Origin of the sequence: Pseudomonas sp. UFMG81, from assembly GCF_015354575.1 — a bacterium.
Lineage (GTDB): Bacteria > Pseudomonadota > Gammaproteobacteria > Pseudomonadales > Pseudomonadaceae > Aquipseudomonas.
In genome coordinates, this window is the sequence record NZ_JACAFQ010000006.1 from 1 (window position 1) to 20,062 (window position 20,062).

Annotated in this window: 18 protein-coding genes; 9 read left to right on the forward strand and 9 right to left on the reverse strand. The window is 64.9% G+C overall.

Going from position 1 to position 20,062, the window contains the following annotated elements; translation table 11 throughout:
• Positions 1-3 precede the first annotated feature (3 nt).
• Entirely contained in the window at positions 4-1,893 is a 1,890-nt protein-coding gene (gene mrdA, locus IX761_RS06345) for a penicillin-binding protein 2 (RefSeq protein WP_194788907.1), read from the forward strand.
• Positions 1,894-1,926: 33 nt separating this feature from the next.
• Here the strand turns inward: mrdA and IX761_RS06350 are convergent, their stop codons facing one another.
• Positions 1,927-3,699 (reverse strand): tyrosyl-tRNA deacylase, encoded by a 1,773-nt coding sequence (locus IX761_RS06350; protein WP_194788759.1) that lies wholly within the window; start codon positions 3,697-3,699, stop codon positions 1,927-1,929.
• A 209-nt stretch (positions 3,700-3,908) separates the two neighbouring features.
• Positions 3,909-4,595, reverse strand: coding sequence for a hypothetical protein (locus tag IX761_RS06355; RefSeq protein WP_194788760.1), 687 nt, complete (start codon positions 4,593-4,595; stop codon positions 3,909-3,911).
• A 172-nt stretch (positions 4,596-4,767) separates the two neighbouring features.
• On the opposite strand from IX761_RS06355, the gene IX761_RS06360 reads away from it, so the two are divergent.
• The 3 genes from IX761_RS06360 to IX761_RS06370 all read left to right on the forward strand — a co-directional run bounded on the left by IX761_RS06360 (position 4,768) and on the right by IX761_RS06370 (position 7,168).
• Entirely contained in the window at positions 4,768-5,733 is a 966-nt protein-coding gene (locus IX761_RS06360) for an endonuclease (RefSeq protein ID WP_194788761.1), read from the forward strand.
• 113 nt (positions 5,734-5,846) lie between these two features.
• Positions 5,847-6,248 carry a MerR family transcriptional regulator gene (locus IX761_RS06365; protein WP_194788762.1) on the forward strand — a complete coding sequence of 134 codons (402 nt, stop codon included), beginning with the start codon at positions 5,847-5,849 and terminating at the stop codon, positions 6,246-6,248.
• 20 nt (positions 6,249-6,268) lie between these two features.
• A complete protein-coding gene (locus IX761_RS06370; protein ID WP_194788763.1) occupies positions 6,269-7,168 on the forward strand; it encodes a hydroxymethylglutaryl-CoA lyase in 900 nt (299 codons plus the stop codon).
• A gap of 554 nt (positions 7,169-7,722) precedes the next feature.
• Here the strand turns inward: IX761_RS06370 and IX761_RS06375 are convergent.
• Positions 7,723-8,241: an MgtC/SapB family protein gene (locus IX761_RS06375; protein ID WP_194788764.1), complete on the reverse strand. Its 519-nt coding sequence runs from the start codon at positions 8,239-8,241 to the stop codon at positions 7,723-7,725.
• A 199-nt stretch (positions 8,242-8,440) separates the two neighbouring features.
• Between IX761_RS06375 and IX761_RS06380 the strand changes: the two genes are divergently transcribed.
• The 4 genes from IX761_RS06380 to IX761_RS06395 all read left to right on the forward strand — a co-directional run bounded on the left by IX761_RS06380 (position 8,441) and on the right by IX761_RS06395 (position 13,795).
• Positions 8,441-8,680, forward strand: coding sequence for a DUF3203 family protein (locus IX761_RS06380; RefSeq protein WP_194788765.1), 240 nt, complete (start codon positions 8,441-8,443; stop codon positions 8,678-8,680).
• Between the two features lie 121 nt (positions 8,681-8,801).
• The gene (gene ccoG, locus IX761_RS06385) at positions 8,802-10,211 is read left to right on the forward strand and encodes a cytochrome c oxidase accessory protein CcoG (RefSeq protein WP_194788766.1); all 1,410 of its coding nucleotides are present in this window, start codon (positions 8,802-8,804) and stop codon (positions 10,209-10,211) included.
• Between the two features lie 39 nt (positions 10,212-10,250).
• The gene (gene mapR / locus IX761_RS06390) at positions 10,251-11,660 is read left to right on the forward strand and encodes a GntR family transcriptional regulator MpaR (RefSeq protein WP_194788767.1); all 1,410 of its coding nucleotides are present in this window, start codon (positions 10,251-10,253) and stop codon (positions 11,658-11,660) included.
• A 59-nt stretch (positions 11,661-11,719) separates the two neighbouring features.
• Positions 11,720-13,795, forward strand: coding sequence for a PAS domain-containing protein (locus IX761_RS06395; protein ID WP_194788768.1), 2,076 nt, complete (start codon positions 11,720-11,722; stop codon positions 13,793-13,795).
• On the opposite strand, the gene IX761_RS06400 is transcribed toward IX761_RS06395, so the two are convergent.
• The 6 genes from IX761_RS06400 to IX761_RS06425 form a co-directional block, all read right to left on the reverse strand.
• Positions 13,770-14,516 (reverse strand): SDR family oxidoreductase, encoded by a 747-nt coding sequence (locus IX761_RS06400; RefSeq protein WP_194788769.1) that lies wholly within the window; start codon positions 14,514-14,516, stop codon positions 13,770-13,772. The two genes, IX761_RS06395 and IX761_RS06400, sit on opposite strands and share 26 nt — an antisense overlap.
• Before the next feature lie 88 nt (positions 14,517-14,604).
• The gene (locus IX761_RS06405) at positions 14,605-15,360 is read right to left on the reverse strand and encodes an ABC transporter permease (RefSeq protein ID WP_194788770.1); all 756 of its coding nucleotides are present in this window, start codon (positions 15,358-15,360) and stop codon (positions 14,605-14,607) included.
• Entirely contained in the window at positions 15,360-16,565 is a 1,206-nt protein-coding gene (locus IX761_RS06410; protein WP_194788771.1) for an ABC transporter substrate-binding protein, read from the reverse strand. Before IX761_RS06410 ends, IX761_RS06405 begins: the two co-directional genes overlap by 1 nt.
• Positions 16,552-17,373, reverse strand: a complete 822-nt coding sequence (locus tag IX761_RS06415) for an ABC transporter ATP-binding protein (RefSeq protein ID WP_194788772.1) — start codon at positions 17,371-17,373, stop codon at positions 16,552-16,554. Before IX761_RS06415 ends, IX761_RS06410 begins: the two co-directional genes overlap by 14 nt.
• Positions 17,370-18,434, reverse strand: a complete 1,065-nt coding sequence (locus tag IX761_RS06420; RefSeq protein WP_194788773.1) for an acyl-CoA dehydrogenase family protein — start codon at positions 18,432-18,434, stop codon at positions 17,370-17,372. Before IX761_RS06420 ends, IX761_RS06415 begins: the two co-directional genes overlap by 4 nt.
• A 47-nt stretch (positions 18,435-18,481) precedes the next feature.
• Positions 18,482-19,042 (reverse strand): carboxymuconolactone decarboxylase family protein, encoded by a 561-nt coding sequence (locus IX761_RS06425; protein WP_194788774.1) that lies wholly within the window; start codon positions 19,040-19,042, stop codon positions 18,482-18,484.
• A 102-nt stretch (positions 19,043-19,144) separates the two neighbouring features.
• On the opposite strand from IX761_RS06425, the gene IX761_RS06430 reads away from it, so the two are divergent.
• On the forward strand, positions 19,145-20,062 hold the full coding sequence (locus IX761_RS06430; protein ID WP_194788775.1) for an AraC family transcriptional regulator: 918 nt from the start codon (positions 19,145-19,147) through the stop codon (positions 20,060-20,062).

Here is a 20,062-nt window from a genome sequence, read left to right on the forward strand (position 1 = left end):
CCCATGCCCCAACCCATCCCCCTCAAGGACCACGAAACGGAAAAAGGCCTGGTCAATCGCCGGCTGCTGGCCTGCGCCTTGCTGGTCATGAGCCTGGTGGCGGTGCTGATCAGTCGGCTCTACGTGCTTCAAGTACTGCAGCACGACCAGCAGAGCGCGGTGTCGGAAAACAACCGCGTGCACGTGCTGCCGATTCCGCCCGAGCGTGGGCTGATCTACGACCGCAATGGCGTGGTACTGGCGGACAACAAGCCCAGCTTCAACCTGAGCATGACCCGCGAGCGTGCCGGCGACTCGGCCAAGGTGCTCGATGCGCTGACGGGGATCCTGGGCCTGACCGAAGACGATCGTCACCAGTTCGACAAGGACCTGCGCCGTGGCCGCAAACCCTTCGAGCCGGTGACCCTGATGGTTGGGCTGAGCGAAGAACAGATCGCCCTGATCGCGGTGAACCAGTTCCGTCTGCCGGGGCTGGAGGTCGAGCCGCAGTTCATCCGCGAATACCCCCTGGCCGGGCACTTTGCCCATTCGGTGGGCTATGTCGGGCGGATCAACGAAAAGGAAGCCAAGGCCCTCGACAACACCGAGTACCGGGGCACCCAATCGATCGGCAAGACCGGCGTCGAGCGCTTCTACGAGAACGAGCTGCACGGCCATGTAGGCTACGAAGAGGTCGAGACCAACGCTCAGGGCCGGGTGATGCGTGTGCTGCGCCACCAGGCGCCGGTGCCGGGCAAGGATATCGTGCTGAGCCTCGACGCCCACCTGCAGCAGGCCGCCGAGAAGGCCCTGGGCGACCGCCGTGGCGCGGTGGTGGTGCTTGACCCGGCCAACGGCGACGTGCTGGCAATGGTCAGCAACCCCAGTTTCGACCCCAACCTGTTCGTCAAGGGCATCAGCTTCAAGGAATACTCGGCGCTGCGCGACTCGATCGACCGGCCGCTGTTCAACCGTGTGCTGCGCGGCCTCTACGCCCCGGGCTCGACGGTCAAGCCGGAAGTGGCCATCGCCGGCCTCGACAGCGGTGTGATCAACCCGGGCAGCCGGGTGTTCGACCCCGGTTACTACGAGCTGCCCAACTACGACCACAAGTACCGCAACTGGAACCACAGCGGCGATGGCTGGGTGGACATGTACACCGCGATCATGCGCTCCAACGACACCTACTTCTACGACCTGGCGCACAAGCTGGGCATCGACCGCCTGCACGACTACATGGCCGAGTTCGGCCTGGGGCAGAAAGTCTCGCTGGACATGTTCGAGGAAGCGCCTGGGCTGATGCCGTCGCAGGCCTGGAAGCGCGCCACCCGGCGCCAGGCCTGGTTCCCCGGCGAAACGCTGATCCTCGGCATCGGCCAGGGCTATATGCAGGTCACCCCGCTGCAGCTGGCCCAGGCCACCAGCCTATTGGCTAGCAAGGGGGCCTGGCACCGCCCGCACCTGGCGATGACCATCGGCGGCCAGGCGCCCGTAGACCCCAACCCGATGCCGGACATCGTGCTGCACGACAAGCGCGCCTGGGAGCAGGTCAGCGTGGGCATGCAGATGGTCATGCACGACCCGCGCGGCATTGCCCGCGCCGCCGCCGCCGGCGCCCAGTACCGCATCGCCGGCAAGAGCGGCACGGCGCAGGTGGTGGCGATCAAGCAGGGCGAGCGTTACAACCGTAACAAGACCCTGGAACGCCACCGCGACAACGCCCTGTTCGTCGGCTTCGCCCCCGCCGACCACCCGGCCATGGTAGTAGCGGTGATGATCGAGAACGGCGAGGCCGGCGGGCGAGTGGCGGGGCCGGTGGTGCGTGAGGTGATGGATGCCTACCTGCTGGATGACCAGGGGCATCTGAAGGGGCAGTATGCAGGCAATGGCGCACCCACCAAGCCCCACACCTGAGAAGCTCCTGTCATACTACTCGCAGCCAGGCAATCAACCTTGGGCCGCTCGGCTCTCAAGCTCTGCGCGGTAGCTGCGCAGCGACGCGATGCGCCGCGCGCTGGCGGCTTCGCGCTCCTCCACGATCACCTTGAGCTGGTAGGACGCTTGCTCCAGGTAGGCCTCCAGCTTATCGCCGGTGATGTAGGTGCCGGAGAGGCTGTTCAACTTGCTCCAGCCGTCGTTGAACACCTGCACGAAGTCTGCCGAAATGGCGCCCACCGCCAGCCACTCGGCGGCCTGGGTAACGAAGAACTGGTCAGTGGACAGCACCAGCTGCGCCAGGCGGTTACGCCGCAGCGATGCGCTGTTGCCCGCGCGCTCGTAATCCTCCACCCGCTCCAATGCCTCATCGATGATCAACTGCATGAAATCGGTGAAGGACTTGAAGAAGAAGGCAATCTCTTCGACGATCTCTTTGCTGCGCTTGAGTGCCGCCACGCTGAGGTTCAGCGACTTCACTGCCAGCTCGATGCTGCTCTGTTCGCTGCGCTTGCCATCGAGCAGCACAGTGATGCGCACAAGCTCTGCGGCCTGTTCGCGCCTGACGGCTTCGTAACGTTCCACATTGCCGAGCATCTGCTGCTCGAGCTGGCGCAGCGACGACGCCTGATGCTTGAGCTGCGCGCCAACCTCACCCACGGCCTCTGACAGCTCGCGCAACAGCGCGCCCAACTGCTGCTCGACACCGCCGAGCCGCTCCTGGGCCGCACGCAACTCACCACGCGTGCGCTCAAGGTGCTTGTCCAGCTCCTCCAAGGCCAACTCGCTGCCAGCCGCTTCGCGTTGTGCCTCGAGCTCGGCGATGGTGCGCTGCAGATCGGCGACGCTTTTCCCGTGGGCTGTGCGCTGGGCTTCCAGGCTGGCTTTTTCTACCAGCTTGGCCGGGTCGGCATTCGCACCGTGCTGGTTGGCGAGGGCCCCGACAGTGGCTACACCGAGCAGCGCGGAGCTACCACCGGTGGCGCCCATGGCAGCCAGCGGAACGACTGCCGACAGCACTTGGGTGACGCTTTTGAGCAGCGACGCCCAGAACGCCTTCTGTTCGGTGCTCTTGGCCTGCAGGCCATACTCGCGGGCCAAGGTGTCGAAACGCTTGATCTGCTCCTGCAGTGCGCTAACCAGGCTGTCGAGCTCCTCACGCCGGGCGCTGGCTTCGACGATTTCCTGCTTGATCTTGCGATTGGCTTCGAGGGTATCGCTCAAGGCGATTTCGCTGCTGGCCATCACTGCTTCTACATCGCGCAGAATCTGCTCGTAGTTATCGACGATGGTCACCAGGCTGTCGCGCACGCCTGATGCGGCGTTGGCGATGTAGCGGGCCATTTCCAGCAGGTCGCCGCCGACGAACGCACGGATCTCCTCGCCATCGTTGCCTTCCTTCACATCCAGCCAGTCTGGCAAGACCGCGCTTAGCCGAGTAACGATGTTTCTGGCGATCCGAACGGCGCCATTGATGGTGCGCTCGCTTTGCTGCTGGGCCTGGATCAGCCGGTTCATGATGCTGGCGATGCGTACGCGGATCGCGCCCTGCGCTTGCGGGGTGGTGTTATAGGCGATGTACAGCAGTTCGATGGCGTGGTCGGTGTCGGTCTTGGCGCGCTCGACCTGGTAGTTGCCCTCGATTTTCTGCTTGAAACTGGCCACCAGCGGCGATTCGGCACCGGGCAGCCGCAGCGGCTCTGCGCTGGCAATGCTCTGAACCTGCTCGGAGATCTGATTTTCCAGCAGGACATTTCGGTTGGTGAACGAGACGATTTCAGACATGCATTACATCCTTAACAAGTCGGTCAGTAACCGCTGGCGCAGCAATTGCCTATCAGCGGCATGCATGCCTGGCCTTGATCACCCTGTGTGACGGTGATGCAAGACCAGGCAGGACCAATGTGCGCGCTTTGCCCCTACCGGCTTAAGCAGGAAACAATCCCGTTGTGCGTAGGTAGTAGCGCGCTTCCGGGTAGGACTTGGCTAGAGAACTAGTCGGAACCGAGCAAGAATGCGCAGTCATTTTCCCAATCGCTGGGGTAGCGCACGTCTTCGGCCCGCAATGGCGGCCAGGCGTCGTAGAGCAGTCGCTGACTGGCGTCCAAGGCATCGCGCAGAGGCTTGCGCAAGGGTTGCAACGCTTGGGCGTGGCATTCGGCCTGCTCGCCTGGCCGGCTGGCACAGTCCTCCAGCGCGTAGCCGAAGTCGTCGAGCAAGGTGAAATTGGCCTGTTTTCGCGCGCGTGCGGTGCTGAGGAACGGCTTGATGATCGCGATGCCACGCTCGGCGTGACGTGCGATGGCGAGGCTGCGCTGAATGTTGCTGTGCTCCTGTTCAAGGCCCTGGAAGTACAACCGATGCTCGGGCCTGGTGGGCGGGTAGCCGTAGCGTGCCTTGGCGTCTTCCAGCACGCGCAGGGCCTCGCGCTCCATCTGCTCCAGTTGCGGTCGTCGGCGCAATTCATCGCCGAAATCGCTTTCCACCTGGGCGATACGGTCGATCATCCGCTGTTCGAAACCTTCAAGACGGCTTTGGCACAGGTTCATGCGTTGTTGCAGCGCCTGGTCCGAGGCACTGCTGGAATCCGCTGCGCCCTGGGCATTGGCCGATGCCAGGCAGGCCCAGGCCAATCCGAGCAGGGCCCGGGCCACGGGGTAACGGTGCTTGTTGCAGTTCATGGCGAATCTCCATTAGGGGGGTCTGCATTGCACCCGTCATGCAGAAATCGCAACAAGCTGGAACCCTTGCCCTGCAAAGGGCGCCAACAGCCAGGTCGCTGCGTGAGCGAACCACTGAGGGTAAAAAATCGTGCGTATAATCGCGGCTTTTTCCGACTGCGATTTACCCTTCATGAAAAGACTGTTGTACGCAGCATCCCTGCTCTTCGCCCTCCTCCCCCCCGCCTTCGCCACCCCGCCGGCGACCTTCACCGAAGCCAAGGTCATCGCCAAGCAGAAGATCTACCTCGACCAGGCCAACAGCCCGATGGGTGAACTGTACTGTGGCTGCAAGTGGACCTGGGTGGGCAAGTCCGGTGGGCGCATCGACCCAGCCTCCTGCGGTTACGAAACCCGCAAGCTGCAAAGCCGTGCCGAGCGCACCGAATGGGAACACATCGTCCCGGCCTGGACCTTCGGCCACCAGCGCCAGTGCTGGCAGAACGGCGGGCGTGAAGCCTGCGTCGACAAGGACCCGGTGTTCCGTGCCATGGAAGCCGACCTGTTCAACCTCTACCCCTCGGTGGGCGAAGTGAACGGCGACCGCAGCAACTTCAACTACGGCATGGTCGCAGGGGTTGCGCCGCAGTACGGCCAGTGCACGACCAAGGTCGACTTCCAGCAGAAGGCCGCCGAGCCCCGCAATGAAGTCAAAGGCCTGGTGGCACGCACCACCTTCTACATGTTCGATCGCTACCAGTTGAGCATGTCGCGCCAACAGCAACAGCTGCTGATGGCCTGGGACAAGCAATACCCGGTGACCGCCTGGGAGAAAGAGCGGGACCGACGCATTGCCGCGGTGATGGGCCATTCCAACCCGTTCGTCACCGGTGAACGCCATTGGACGCCGGGCTACAAGCCCGCCGGCGCTGGCGCGGTAGTGGCAAGCAGCGGGCGTGGGGCCAGCGCGGCGACCAAGCCAGCCCAAGCCGGTACAACGGTGCAAGGCGCCGTGCTGGGCAACCGCAACAGCCAGGTGTACCACCTGGCCAGCGGCTGCCCGGGCTATGCCCAGGTGTCGGCGAAGAACCAGGTGGCGTTCGAGTCCGAAGCCGCCGCGCAGGCGGCCGGTTACCGCAAAGCCGGCAACTGCAAGTAACCCCGACGCGGGCTCCCGGCGCATCAGGTGCCGGGGGCCTTGCGTGGTCTGATGCTTGACGTATACGTCAAGCACACTTTAGGTTAGCGCTGATCCCACCCCCGAGCATCAGCATGACCAGCCAGACCTACAGCATCTCCGACCTGTCCCGCGAGCTGGACATCACCACCCGCGCCATCCGCTTCTACGAGGAGCAGGGCCTGCTGAGCCCCGAGCGCCGAGGCCTGGAGCGCATCTACTCGGCCCGCGACAAGGTGACCCTCAAGCTGATCCTGCGCGGCAAGCGCATCGGTTTCTCGCTGGCCGAGTGCCGTGAGCTGATCGAGCTGTACGACCCCTCTGGCGGCAACCTCAAGCAGCTCAACAGCATGCTTGGCAAGATCGCCGAGCGCCGCGCCCAGCTGGAGCAGCAGATGCTCGATATCCAACAGATGCACCTTGAGCTGGACACCGCCCAGGAGCGCTGCGAGCAGGCCCTGGCCGCCACCTTGAACCAGCAGCCCCACAACCGTTGACCCGCCACAGGAAGCCCGCCATGTCATTGCCCAAGAACGTCCGCCTGGTCGAAGTCGGCCCGCGCGACGGCCTGCAGAACGAAGCCCAGCCCATCAGTGTCGCCGCCAAGGTACGGCTGGTGGACGACCTTACTGACGCGGGCCTCTCCTACATAGAGGTGGGCAGCTTCGTCTCGCCCAAGTGGGTACCGCAGATGGCAGGCTCGGCCGAGGTGTTCGCCGGGATCCAGCAGCGCGCGGGGATTACCTACGCAGCGCTGGCCCCCAACCTGCGCGGTTTCGAGGATGCCCTGGCGGCCGGCGTGAAGGAGGTGGCGGTATTCGCCGCCGCGTCCGAAGCCTTTTCTCAACGCAACATCAACTGTTCGATCAGCGACAGTCTCCAGCGCTTCGAGCCCATCATGGAAGCGGCGCGCAGCGCGGGTGTGCGGGTGCGTGGCTACGTGTCCTGCGTGCTGGGCTGCCCGTATGAGGGCAAGGTCAGTGCCGAGCAGGTCGCCCCGGTGGCCCGCGCCCTGCACGACATGGGCTGCTACGAGGTGTCGCTGGGCGACACCATCGGCGCCGGCACGGCTGGCGACACCCGCCGGTTGTTCGAGGTGGTATCTCGGCAGGTGCCACGCGAGCAACTGGCCGGGCACTTCCACGACACCTACGGCCAGGCGCTGGCCAATGTCTATGCCAGCCTGCTCGAAGGGATTGCTGTATTCGACAGCTCCGTGGCCGGCCTGGGCGGCTGCCCGTACGCCAAGGGCGCCACCGGTAACGTCGCCACCGAGGATGTGCTGTACCTGATGCAGGGCCTGGGCATCGAGACCGGCATCGACCTCGACCGCCTGATAGCCGCGGGCTTGCGTATCAGCGAAGTGCTGGGCCGGCCAACCGGCTCACGTGTGGCACGGGCGCGCAGCAGCCAGTGAGTCATACGGCTGTCACACAGGTGTGGGTGGGAGTGTTACCGGCCACACCGGCGGCAGCAAAAAATCGGGTAACAGGGAAACAAATCGACAAAATTTCAGGTGCCAGGATTTTTACCAATCTGGTCAAGCTATTGATTTTAAAGGATTTTTAAAAGTTGGCACGGCGCCTGCTATATCTCTGGCACAACAAGAACAAAAAAACAGCGACATCTAATAAGAACAACATGTAACGGCTCTGACATAACAAGAACAACACGGCAGAGGCGTAGCAAGCAGATTTTTTTGGAGTCGACGTGCTTTCCAGGGAAGCTTTCGCAGAAAAGCCCCGCAACCTGACAAAGAACAATAAAACTACCTGCGAGGTAGCGGCAGTCACGGTTGGATCACACGTTGGATGAACGCAGGTCAGCGCTCAAAAAAATACGTTTGCTCTTGGCCCCGTCTGGGGGCCCCGCGATTCAGAGGCACAGGCCGACAAAAACAACAACAGGCCCCGTCTCCAATAATAAAAAAAGAGCAGGCAACAACGCTTATGAGGGGAGCTTCGGCTCCCCTCAGTGCTTCCTGCCACCCTCCTCCTCGCTTTTCTCCTCGTCAGCCCCCTCAAGCTTGTCCACCAGCAGCGGCATGGTGCCCAGCACCAGCAACGCCAGCACCGTGCTGACCAAGGCCGTGGCCTCGCGCCCCATGCCGGCAGCGGTACCGATGGCGGCGGTCATCCACAACCCGGCGGCGGTAGTCAGGCCTTTCACATGGCTGGTGTCCCGGCCGTTGCCTTTGAGGATGGTGCCCGCCCCGAGAAAGCCGATACCGGCGACGATGCCCTGGATTACCCGGCTGAGCGCCTGCTCGTCGGCGCCCGCCATGCTCGGCGCCAGCACGAACAGCGCAGCGCCCATCGACACCAGCATGTGCGTGCGCACCCCGGCCGACTTTCCCTTGCTTTCGCGCTCGAAGCCCAGTACTGCGCCCAATATCGCGGCCATCATCAAGCGCACCAGAATCCGCGTTATTTCGCGCTCGTCGGTGATATCGGCAAATTCGGCCTGGATGGTCGAGAGGATCGTTTCCATAGTGCTCTCCTGCAACGCCGCTATCGCGGGGCAAGCCCGCTCCCACGTGCCATGGTTTTGTGGGAGCGGGCTTGCCCCGCGACAGGGCCCTTACTGAAGGTGACCGCACGCATCATCGCGAGTGCCGCCTGGCAGAAAGACGGAGCATCCCTACCCGGGCAGCGGTCACACCCTATAACCGCCCCCGGAGGACCACGCCATGCCCATCGAAGTCGACGAAACCACCCGCCATTGCACCCTGATCGGCGACCATGTTCGCCTTGAAGGTACCGGCCCCGAGATCGAGATCGTCACCGACGAACAGCTGCGCATGTCGGTGGCGATCCTGGCCGGCGAGCGCGTGCCGATCACCGAAGCCGAGGCCGACGCGCTCACCGTGGCAGGTGCGGTGGATAGCCGCAGGCATTTGAAGACCAGCGTGCCAGGCTCGGTAATCTAAGGGCCTTGGGCTCGCAAGGGACAATCTGATACGGTTTTTATCGCCATAGCTGAGTCTGTGCTGCAAACAGATCGAGGGCCATAGTGCCCGGGCCTGATCGAGGCCTGATGAGCGATGAACCATGAGCGACAGAATTCCCTTCCGAGTCATCGAGATTGCCCCCGCCGCCGTCAACAAGAGCAAAAGCCATCACGACGGCGGCATTCACACCCGCAGCTTCAGCGGCTTCTACCGCAACCTGCGCATCGCCTTCGCCGGGCTGTTGTTCCTGCTGTTCTTCGGCACCGCCTGGCTGCAGTGGGACGACCGCCAAGCGGTGTTGTGGGACTTGGCCGAGAGCAAGTTCCACATCTTCGGCGCGACCTTCTGGCCGCAGGATTTCATCCTGCTCTCGGCGCTGTTGATCATCTGTGCCTTCGGCCTGTTCGCCATCACCGTGTTCGCCGGCCGCGTGTGGTGTGGCTACAGCTGCCCGCAAAGCACCTGGACCTGGCTGTACATGTGGTGCGAGAAGGTCTGCGAAGGCGACCGTAACCAGCGCATCAAGCTGGCCGCCGCGCCCTGGAGCCTGAACAAGCTCGCCCGGCGCAGCCTCAAGCACACCCTGTGGCTGGCCATCGGCCTGCTCACCGGGCTGACCTTCGTTGGATACTTCACCCCCATCCGCCCGTTGGCCGCCGAGCTGTTGAGCCTTGAACTGGGCGGCGTGGCACTGTTCTGGGTGCTGTTCTTCACCGCCGCCACCTACATCAACGCCGGCTGGCTGCGCGAGGCGGTGTGCATGCACATGTGCCCCTATGCGCGCTTCCAGAGCGTGATGTTCGACAAGGACACCCTGGCGGTGGCCTACGACCCGAGCCGTGGCGAAGCCCGTGGCCCACGCAAGAAAGGCAGCATCCCCGGCGAGCAGGGCCTGGGCGACTGCATCGACTGCACCCTGTGCGTACAGGTGTGCCCTACCGGCATCGACATTCGCGATGGTTTGCAGATGGCCTGCATCGGTTGCGCGGCATGCATCGACGCCTGCGACGGGGTGATGGACAAGATGGGCTATGCCCGTGGCCTGATCGGCTACAAGTCCGAGCACAACCTGCAAGGGGGCACCACCCACTGGTTGCGCCCTCGCCTGCTCGGCTATGCCGCGGCCTTGGTGGTGATGATCGGCGCGCTGATCATGGCCCTGCAATGGCGCCCGATGGTGTCGATGGACGTGATCAAGGACCGCGGCCTGTTCCGCGAGAACGCCTTGGGCCAGATCGAGAACATCTACTTGCTCAAGATCATCAACAAGACCCCGCAGGCACAGCACTATCGCCTGCGCCTGGTGGACGCCGATGGCTTCGAGCTGCACGGTCGCACCGAGTTCACTATTGCCGCTGGCGAGATGAGCGAACTGCCGGTGTCGGTGGCGATGCTCGCCGACCGCCCGCAAAGCAGCTCCCAGGAGCTGGCCTTCGAAATCCAGGACAGCGACCAGCCCGGTGTGCGCAGCGTCGCCCGCAGCCGCTTCGTTGCACCGATGAATCGCTGATCCCTTACACTGACTTTCACCTTGCCCGTGCAGAACACCATGAAACGCTACGAACGCTTTGCCGACGACATCGCCGAACTGATCCGCACCGGGGTGCTCGGCCCCGGCCAGCGCGTGCCCTCGGTGCGCTACGCCAGCCAGACCCACGGGGTCAGCCCCTCCACGGTGTTCCAGGCCTACTACCTGCTGGAACGCCGTGGGCTGATCCGCGCCCGCCCGCGCTCGGGGTATTTCGTCAACGCCCACGCCCCGCGCCCGTTCAACGAACCCCAGGCGCAGGTGCAGGCCACCGAATCCACCGATGTCGATGTCAGCGGCCTGGTGTTCTCGATCCTCGACTCGATCAAGGACCCGCATACCGTGCCGTTCGGCTCGGCCTTCCCCAGCCCGACGCTGTTCCCGCTGCAACGCCTGGCCCGCTCGCTGGCCAGCGCCAGCCGGGCCATGGACCCGCGCATAGTGGTCACCGACCTGTCGCCGGGCAACCCGCAGCTGCGGCGGCAGATCGCCCTGCGCTACATGGTGGGTGGGCTGATGCTGCCGATGGAGGAGCTGCTGATCACCAACGGTGCACTCGAAGCCCTGAACCTGTGCCTGCAAGCCGTGACCCAGCCAGGCGACCTGGTGGCCATCGAGGCGCCGGCGTTCTATGCCTGCCTGCAAGTGCTCGAACGGCTCAAGCTCAAGGCCGTGGAGATCCCGGTGCATCCGCGCGAAGGCATGGACCTGGCCGTGCTGGCACAGACCCTGGACAAGCACCCGGTGAAAGCCGTGTGGTGCATGACCAACTTCCAGAACCCGGTGGGTGCGAGCATGCCCGAGGCGAAGAAGCAGGAACTGGTCGAACTGCTGCGCAAGCACCAGGTACCGCTGATCGAAGACGATGTGTATGCCGAGCTGTACTACGCACAGCAAGCGCCGAAACCGGCCAAGGCCTTCGACACCGAGGGCCTGGTGATGCACTGCGGCTCGTTCGCCAAGAGCCTGGCCCCGGGCTACCGCATCGGCTGGGTGGCTGCCGGGCGTTTCGCGCAGAAGATCGAACGGCTCAAGCTGATGACCTCGCTGTGCGCCTCGATGCCAGCCCAGGCGGCGATCGCCGACTACCTGCAACACGGTGGCTACGACCGCCACCTGCGCAAGCTGCGCTACGCCCTGGAGGGCCAGCAGGTCAACATGCTCGCGGCCATCGCCCGGCACTTCCCGGCCCAGACCCAGGTCAGCCACCCCAGCGGCGGCTACTTCCTGTGGCTGGAGCTGCCCGAGCGCATGGACGCGCTCAAGCTGTTCCACATGGCGCTCGCACAAGGCATCAGTATCGCCCCGGGGCCGATCTTCTCGCCCACCCGGCGTTTCGGCAATTGCATCCGCCTGAACTATGGCAGCCCCTGGGGCGACGGTGCCGAACAGGCCATGGAGACCTTGGGGCGTATTGTACGATCGTTCTAGCCGTCGCTGGACCCGCAGGCTACAGTTGCGCCATGCCCGCCCTGACGCTGGACCCCTGCATGCCTGCCACCGACCTGAGCACCTTGCAGCAAGAGTTGCATACGCTGCGCCAACGCATCGCCGAACTCGAGGCACGCCAGCACCAGCCTCCCGATATCGACGATACGCTCTACCGTTTCCTGTTCGACACCATGGACGAAGGCTTCTGCGTCATCGAGTTCTTCGACGGCCCGCACGGGCCGTTGAGCGACTACGTGCACATCCTCGCCAACGCCGCCTATGCCCGGCATGCCGGCATCCCCGATGTGGTTGGGCAGAAGTTGCGCGAGATGGTGCCAGACGAGGCCGACGACTGGGTGGCGCGCTACGGCGAAGTGCTGCGTACCGGCACGCCGTTGCAGTTCGAACAGGAGCTGGTCGCCACCGGCAGGCTTTTGTCGGTGACCACTTTTCGTATCGAACCGGCCGCGAAACGCCAGGTAGCCGTGCTGTTCAAGGACGTCACCGAACGCCGTCGGGCGGACAAGGCACTGCTGCGGCTCAATCAACAGCTGGAACAGCGGGCTGATCACAGCCAGGCGGAGCGTCGCCTGTTCGCCGAGCTGGTCGATCACAGTGTGGCGAACGTGCATGTCCTGGATACCAAGCTGCGCTGGATGGCCATCAATCAGCAGGCCCAGCGGGACTTCCAGCGCCTTTTCGGCATTACTCCGCAGGTGGGCGACAGCCTGATCGACATGCTTGGTGAACACCCTGACACGTTGGCCGAAAGCCTGGCCCTTTGGCGGCGCGCCCTGGCCGGGGAAACGTATGTGGAAACGGGCACGTTTCCTGCCGGCAATACCACGAACCATTTCGAACTGCGCTTCAACCCGCTGCGCGGCCCCGCCGGCGACATCATGGGGGCCTACCTGTTCGCCTACAACATCACTGAGCGGGTCGCCGAACAGCAAAAGCTGCTCAAGGCCGAAGAGGCTTTGCGTCACGCGCAAAAGATGGAGGCAGTGGGGCAGCTCACCGGAGGCATCGCCCATGACTTCAACAACTTGCTCGGCGGTATCCTCGGCGCCCTGGAACTGATCCACCAACGCCTGGAGCATGCCCGTCATGACAGCATTGCGTTGTTTCTCGACACCGCGCGCGATTCGGCCAACCGGGCAGCCACACTGATCCAGCGGCTGTTGGCGTTTTCTCGACGGCAAACCCTGCAGCCGCAATCGACCCAACTTTCCCTGTTGGTGATCGGCATGGAGGAGTTGATCCGCCGCAGCGTGGGCCCCTCGATCGAATTACGCAGCCATTTCGGCGGTGACCCATGGATGGCGTTCATCGACCCACCACAGCTTGAAAGTGCACTGCTCAACCTGTGCATCAACGCCCGTGACGCCTTGCCGGCAGGCGGCCGTATCGATATCCGCTGCGACAACATCACCCTGGGCGCGGAGCAGGCCCGTTCACTGGACCTGGACGCAGGCCAATTCCTGCGCCTGAGCGTCGAAGACAACGGCAATGGCATGACCACGGAGGTCGTTGGCCGCGCCGTGGATCCGTTCTTCACCACCAAGCCGTTGGGCCAGGGTACGGGGCTAGGGCTGTCGATGGTCTATGGTTTCGTGCGCCAATCTGGCGGCCAGTTGCAGATCACCTCAACCCTGGGGGCAGGCACCCGTGTCGAACTCTACCTGCCCCGCCATCATACGCCCGCCGTCCTTCGCCCCAGCCATCAACCCTTGCCGCAAATACGTGCCAACGGCGAACAGCGAATCCTGCTGGTGGAGGACCAGGCCGCCCTGCGCACGGTGATTGCCGATGTGTTGGAGGACCAGGGCTATCAGGTCGTCGCTTGCGAAAACGGTCCGTCAGCCTTGGCCCGCCTCGATGACGGCTACGTCCCTGACCTGCTGATCAGCGATATCGGCCTGCCGGGTGGGCTGGACGGGCGCCAGGTCGCCCAGGCATCGCGAGCCCGCCACCCTGGCTTGCCGGTACTGTTCATAACCGGTTACGACGAAAGCGCCGCCGAGGCTGACGGTGTCCTGCCACCCTCGACCTGCGTGATGACCAAGCCGTTCGAGCTCAATGCGCTGACCCTGCAGGTGAGTCAATTGCTCAGCGCCCACCCCCAAGATCGATGAAGCTGCCGGTGGAATAGGACGCCTTATCCGACAGCAGCCACACGATCGCCTCGGCGACTTCCTCGGGGCGCCCGCCACGGCCCATGGGCAGGCCGGGCTCGAGCTTCGCGACCCGGTTGGCATCGCCACTCAGGGCGTGGAAACCGGTGTGGATGTAGCCCGGGCGCACGCCGTTGACCCGCACGCCCTCGCCCGCCACCTCCTTGGCCAGGCCGATGGTGAAAGTGTCGAGCGCCCCCTTGGAGGCGGCATAGTCGACGTACTCGTTGGGCGAGCCCAGGCGCGCCGCTACCGACGAGACATTGACGATCGCCCCGCCCTGCCCGCCATGCCGACGCGCCATGCGCAACAACGCATGCTTGGTGCAGAGCATCGGCCCGACCACGTTGGTCTTCATCACCTTGAGCAGGCGGAACTCGGACATGTCCTCGACCCGGCTCTGCGTGGCGATGGTGCCAGCGTTGTTGACCAGCGCGGTGACCGGCCCCAGCTCGTGGTCGACGCGCAGGAACAGTTGCACCACCTCGTCCTCGACGCTGGCGTCGGCGCGCACGGCGATGGCCGTGGCACCCAGCGCGCGCACCTGCGCCAGCACCGCTTCGGCGGCCTGGTCGTCGGTGTGGTAGTTGATGCAGATGCGGTAGCCCTGTTGCGCGGCCAGCACCGCGGTAGCGGCACCGATGCCCCGGCTGGCGCCGGTGATGACGATGACCTTGTCCATTTATCTGCCCCGTCGACTAGGAAAAGGCTTACAAGACTAGGGGATAAACACCCCTGACGACAACGGCGCGTAATGCGCCCAGGCGATCTCAGCCATGCACCCAGCGTCGGTGCAAGCCGCGCGCCACAGCATCGAGCATGAACCCCAGCACGCCAATCAGTAGCACCATGGCCATCAGTTCGGAATACGCCAGGCGGTCGCGGGTATCGAGGATGAAATAGCCCAGGCCCGCACTCACCCCGAGCATCTCGCACGGCACCAGCACGATCCACAAAATGCCAATGGCCAGGCGCACGCCGGTCAGCACATGGCCGATCACCCCTGGCACGATCACCTTGCACAAGGTCTCCCAGCGCGTGGCGCTGAGGCTGCGCGACAGCTGCAGCCAGCGCGGGTCGAGCTGGCGCACCCCGGCGGCGGTGTTGAGCAAAATCGGCCACAGCGCGGCGAAGGCCAGAAGGAAGTAGATCGGCTGGTCGCCCACCCCCATCAGCATCACCACCACCGGCATCCACGACAGCGGCGAGATCATCCGCAGGAACTGGAACGCCGGGGTGGTCGCCGCCTCCAGGTGCCGGTAGCTGCCCACCAGCAACCCCAGCGGCACGCCAATCAGCAGCGCCAGCAGCAGGCCGATGAGGATGCGCTTGAGGCTCACCCAGATGTGCCCGTACACCTCGCCCTGCCCCAGCAGCTCGACCAGGCTGTGCAAGGTGGCCTGGGGCGAGAAGCGCGCCGACAGGCCATCGGCGGCGCCAAACAGCTGCACCCCCGCCCACCACAGCAACAACAGCAGCGCCAGGCCGGCCAGGCCCAGGGCTCCCGGTACGACATACCTGTGCATCAAACCGCGAACTCCTCGCTGCGCTGGAAGTTCTCGGCGATGCCGAAGGCTGCCGGGCCACCCACGGCGGCGATGGCGTTGCGCACGAAGCGGTCATCCACCAGGTCGCGGGCCACGTGCGCGGGGTCGAGCCCGGCGAGGAAGCCGCTCTCGCCTTCGATCAGCGTGCCTTTCAGGCGCTTGACCAGCTCCTCGGTGTAGCTGGGGTACGGGTAGGGCTGGAAGTCGATGCGCTTTTCATCCCATTGCTGGTGCTGGATGGCGCCACTGGCGATGTAGCCGGCACGGTCATCGGCGCCGGGAGCCAGCACCTTGGTCAGCACCGCCGGCTCGTGCGGGGTGTACTTGTTGGGGCCGGCCTTGGACAGCAACGCGGCGGCCTCGGCGCGGTGCTCGCGGGTCCAGTGCTGGGCCTTGACGATGGCGTTGACCACCTTCTGCGACCACTCCGGGCGGTTGTTCAGGTCGTGTTCGTGCATGAACACCACGCAGCAGGCGTGGTTGCGCCACACATCGCCGGTGAAGCGCTGCACGCGGCCGACCTTGAGATTCTCGGCCAGGGCGTTGAACGGCTCGGCGACGATGTAGCCGGCGATGCGCTTGCTGGCCAGGGCCGGTGGCATGTCCGACGGCGGCAGCACCAGCAGGTTGACCTCGTTGGCGGCCAGTTGCGCGCTTGCGGGTTTCGACACCGGCGTGAGGCCGTTGTCGTTGAGCATCTGTTGCAGCACCACGTTGTGGATCGAGTACCAGAACGGGATGGCCACGGTCTTGCCACCGAGCTGCTTCATCTCGGTGATGTCCGGCGCCACGGTCAAGCCCGAACCACCCACATGGTTCCAGGCCACCACCTTGGCCGGCACCTTGCTGCCATAGCGCGCCCACACGGTCATCGGCGACAGCAGGTGGATCACGTTGACCTGCCCGGAAATGAACGCCTCGATCACCTGGGCCCAACTGCGCAGCAGCACCGGGCGCTCGGCCTTGATGCCCTCGGCCTCGAACAGGCCGTTGTTGTGCGCCACCAGCAGCGGGGTGGCATCGGTGATCGGCAGGTAGCCGATGCGCACCGGCGCGTCGGGCTCGGCGGCGGCGCGCGCCTGCAGGCTCGACAGCAGCGGCACGGCGCCGGCGGCGGTGAGCATGGCACTCAGCTTGAGAAAGTCGCGACGGGACGTCGAGGAACAGCAGTCATCCATGCACATGGACAGCCTCCGAGGGCAAGGGGGTTGGGGTGGGTTCGGCTGTGCGGCTTGCCCGCCGTAGGGTCTTGAGTATGTCGATACGCAGCGCGCCCAGCTCCTCGACCCGCTGCGCGCGCGGCTGCGGCAGGTCGATGCGCCATTGGCCGAGGGTGCGCGCCGGGTGGTTGCCCAGTAGCAGCACGCGATCGGACAGCAGCAGGGCTTCGTCGATGTCGTGGGTGATCAGCACGGCGGCCGTGTTGTGGGTGGCGATCAGTTGCAACAACAGTTGCTGCATGTCTGCACGGGTCACTTCGTCCAGCGCGCCGAACGGCTCGTCCAGCAGCAGCACTTCGGGTTGGCGGGCCAGGCAGCGAGCCAGCGCGGTGCGCTGGGCCATACCGCCCGACAGTTGCGCCGGGTACTGGCTGCGGGCGTGGGCCAGGCCCACCGCCTCGATCGCGTGGTCGATGCGCGCTCGCCGCTCGCTGGCCGCAAGCCTGGGCTGGCGGGCGAAATCCAGGCCGAAGGCGACGTTCCTCTCCAGGTTCAGCCAGGGCAACAGGCTGGGGTCCTGGAACGCCACCGCCAAGCGCGGGTGCGGGCCCTGCAACGGCTGGCCGTGCAGCGTGACGCTGCCGCTCTGGGCTTGCTGCAGGCCGGCCAGCACCCGCAACAGGCTGGACTTGCCGACGCCGCTGGGGCCGAGAATGGTGACGACTTCGCCCGGTGCCAGGCTCAGGTCGAACTGCTCCAGCACCGCCTGCCAGCTACCCTCGCGCGGGTAGCCCAGGCGGATGTCGCGGGCTTCGAGTAGCGCTGCGGTCATGCGGCAGACGCCTGGCGTTGCAGTTCGGCGCGCAACTGCACCAGGCTCGGGGTGACGATCGGCACGAACGCCGACTCGCGCCAGCGACGGGCGAAACCTTCGCCATAGGCGGTCAGGTAGGCCTTGCCACCACTGGCCTGCAACTCCAGTTGCACGGCGTCGGCGGCGCTTTCGGCCAGGGTGATGCGCAGTTTGAACAGCGCTGCCGGCTGCTTGAGGAAGCGGCCTTCGAGCAGGCCCTGCTTGAGTTCGCCGACGGTGTTCTCCAGGCGCTCCTGAAGGACCTGGCGCGCCTCTTCGAGGAACGAGCCGCGCCCTTGCAAGTGTGCCTGCACTTCATCCAGGGCGCGCCGCGCCAGGCCGATGGCCATGCCGCACTGCAAGGCCAGGAACGCCGGGCGCACCTGGGGCAGGAACTCGCGGGCATTCTCGTGCAGCAACCAGTCACGGCTCAACTGCACCTGGTGGAACGCCAGCGCAGCAGTGTTGCTCGACTGCAAGCCCATCAGTTGCAGGTCTTCGGAGCGCTCCAGCCCCGCCGCCTCGGAGGGGATGGCCAGCACGAACGGCGCGCCGCCGGCATTGTCCTCGATGGCCGCGGCCACCACGAAACCGCTCTTGCGCAGGTTGGTCACCCAGTGCAGGCGCCCTTCCAGCGTCCAGCCCTCGCCCTCGGGGCGGCCACGCACTTGCAATGCCTCGATGCCCGAGAGGTACTTCATGGCGTTGGACAGCCCGGTGGCGCCGGCCAGCTCACCCTTGAGCAGGTCGGGCAACAGGCGTTCGCGCAGCTTCTGGTTAGGGCTTTGCAACAGGTATTCGATGAAGGCGCGCTGGCCCCAGCAGACGAAGGCCGCAGCCAGCGAACGGCTGGCGATGGCGGCAATGGCTTCGACCGCGTCGGTGACTTCGCCGCCCGAGCCGCCGAGGGCCGGGTCGACACCGATGCGCAGCAGTTGCGACTCGGCGAGGTGCGCCAGTACCAGGTGCGGGTCGCACTGGCCCTGGTCGATGGCCTCGGCATTGGCATCCAGCCAGTGGCGAAATGCAGAATCAAGCATGTCCCTACTCCTTTTGAAACGCCGGGCGCGCCGGCATCAGGCCTCGATCAGGCCGAAGGCTGCCAGCGGTACTTGCCGAGCTCGTCGTTGAGCGGCGTCTGGGCGAACACATTAGCAAAGTTGCACAGGGTTGCGAGGCTCACACCGAGAATCACTTCCAGGGCGTTGCCTTCGCTGAAACCAGCGTCACGGAACGCCTGGTACGTGGCATCGCCGACGTTGCCGCGGGTGGCGATCACTTCGCGGGCGAAAGCGGCCAGGGTTTCGTAGCGGGCATCGGGCAGCTCACCACGGGCACGCAGGGCGTCGACCACGTCCTGGGGCAGCTTGGCCTTGTTCAACGCCACGGCGGTGTGACCGGCGACGCAGAAGTCGCAACCATGCTGGGTGGCGGCAATCAGTTGCACCACTTCGCGCTCGGCCAGGGTCAGCTCGGACTTGCCGTTGAGTGCCGAGACGGTGACATAGGTTTCCAGCGCGGCCGGCGCGTTGGCCAGGATGCCCAGCAGGTTGGGGATGAAGCCCGAGTTCTTCTGCGCGTTCTCAAGGAATGGACGTGCGGCTTCCGGAGCGGTCTGCAGGCTGTGTAGAGTGATGCGCGCGGACATGGAGTGGTCTCCTTTGATGTAGGTCGCTACAGTCTGTTGGTTATAAGAAGTTGCATCCATATTCATCAGTCGCCTTTCCTTGCTCTTGAGTCCTTGCATTAGATGATTTCATCCAGCCACCTCGTCGATTGGTTATTAGAAGGCCTGGAGCTCGATGCCAGCCTGTTCCACGTCGGCCGCTACTGTGGCGGCTGGCATGCCAGCACCCAGGGCATGGGCCGGGCCAGTTTCCACCTGGTGGTGCAGGGTCAGTGCTGGCTGCATGTCGAAGGCCATGGGCAAGCGGTGAAGCTGGAGCGTGGCGATGCCGTGTTTCTGTTACGTGACATGGCCTATCGGTTGTCCGGCGACGAGCACGCCGCCGACGCTTGCGCCCAACCCCGGCGGACCATGCAAGCGCTTGAGCTGGAGGCTGGCGACGGGGTTGGCCTGGTCTGTGGCTTCTTCCATTTCCATTCGGGGCTGTCGTCGTTGATCGTCGAGGGTCTGGCCCACTGGATCCTGCTGCGCGCCAGCGACCCTTCCGGCAGCGCGGCGCAGGCGCTGTTCGGGCTGATCCTGGACGAATGCCGGCGGGCGCCACAGCCCTCGCAAGTAGTGCTCGAACGCCTGACCCACCTGTTGTTCCTGTATGTGCTGCGCCAGCAGGTGCATGCCGACCAGCCCCTCGGCGGGCTGGTCGCCCTCGCCCGCCAGCCGGCGTTCGCCGGGCTGCTGGAGCGCTTGATCGAGGCGCCTGGGCAGGCCTGGACCCTGGAGAGCATGGCGGCTTGCACCGGGCTTTCGCGCTCGGCGTTCTTCAAGCGTTTCAACGAACTGGCCGGGCAGTCGCCGGGGCAAGTGCTGCTGGCCCTGCGCATGCGCCTGGCCAGCCAGCTGCTCAAGGCCGGCAACACCGTCGAACAGGTGGGCGCGCAGGTGGGGTATCAGTCGGTGGCGGCCTTCACCCGGGCATTCGCCAAGGCGGTGGGGGTACAGCCAGGGGCCTACCGCCGCCAGCATGAGGGGCGCGACAGCTGA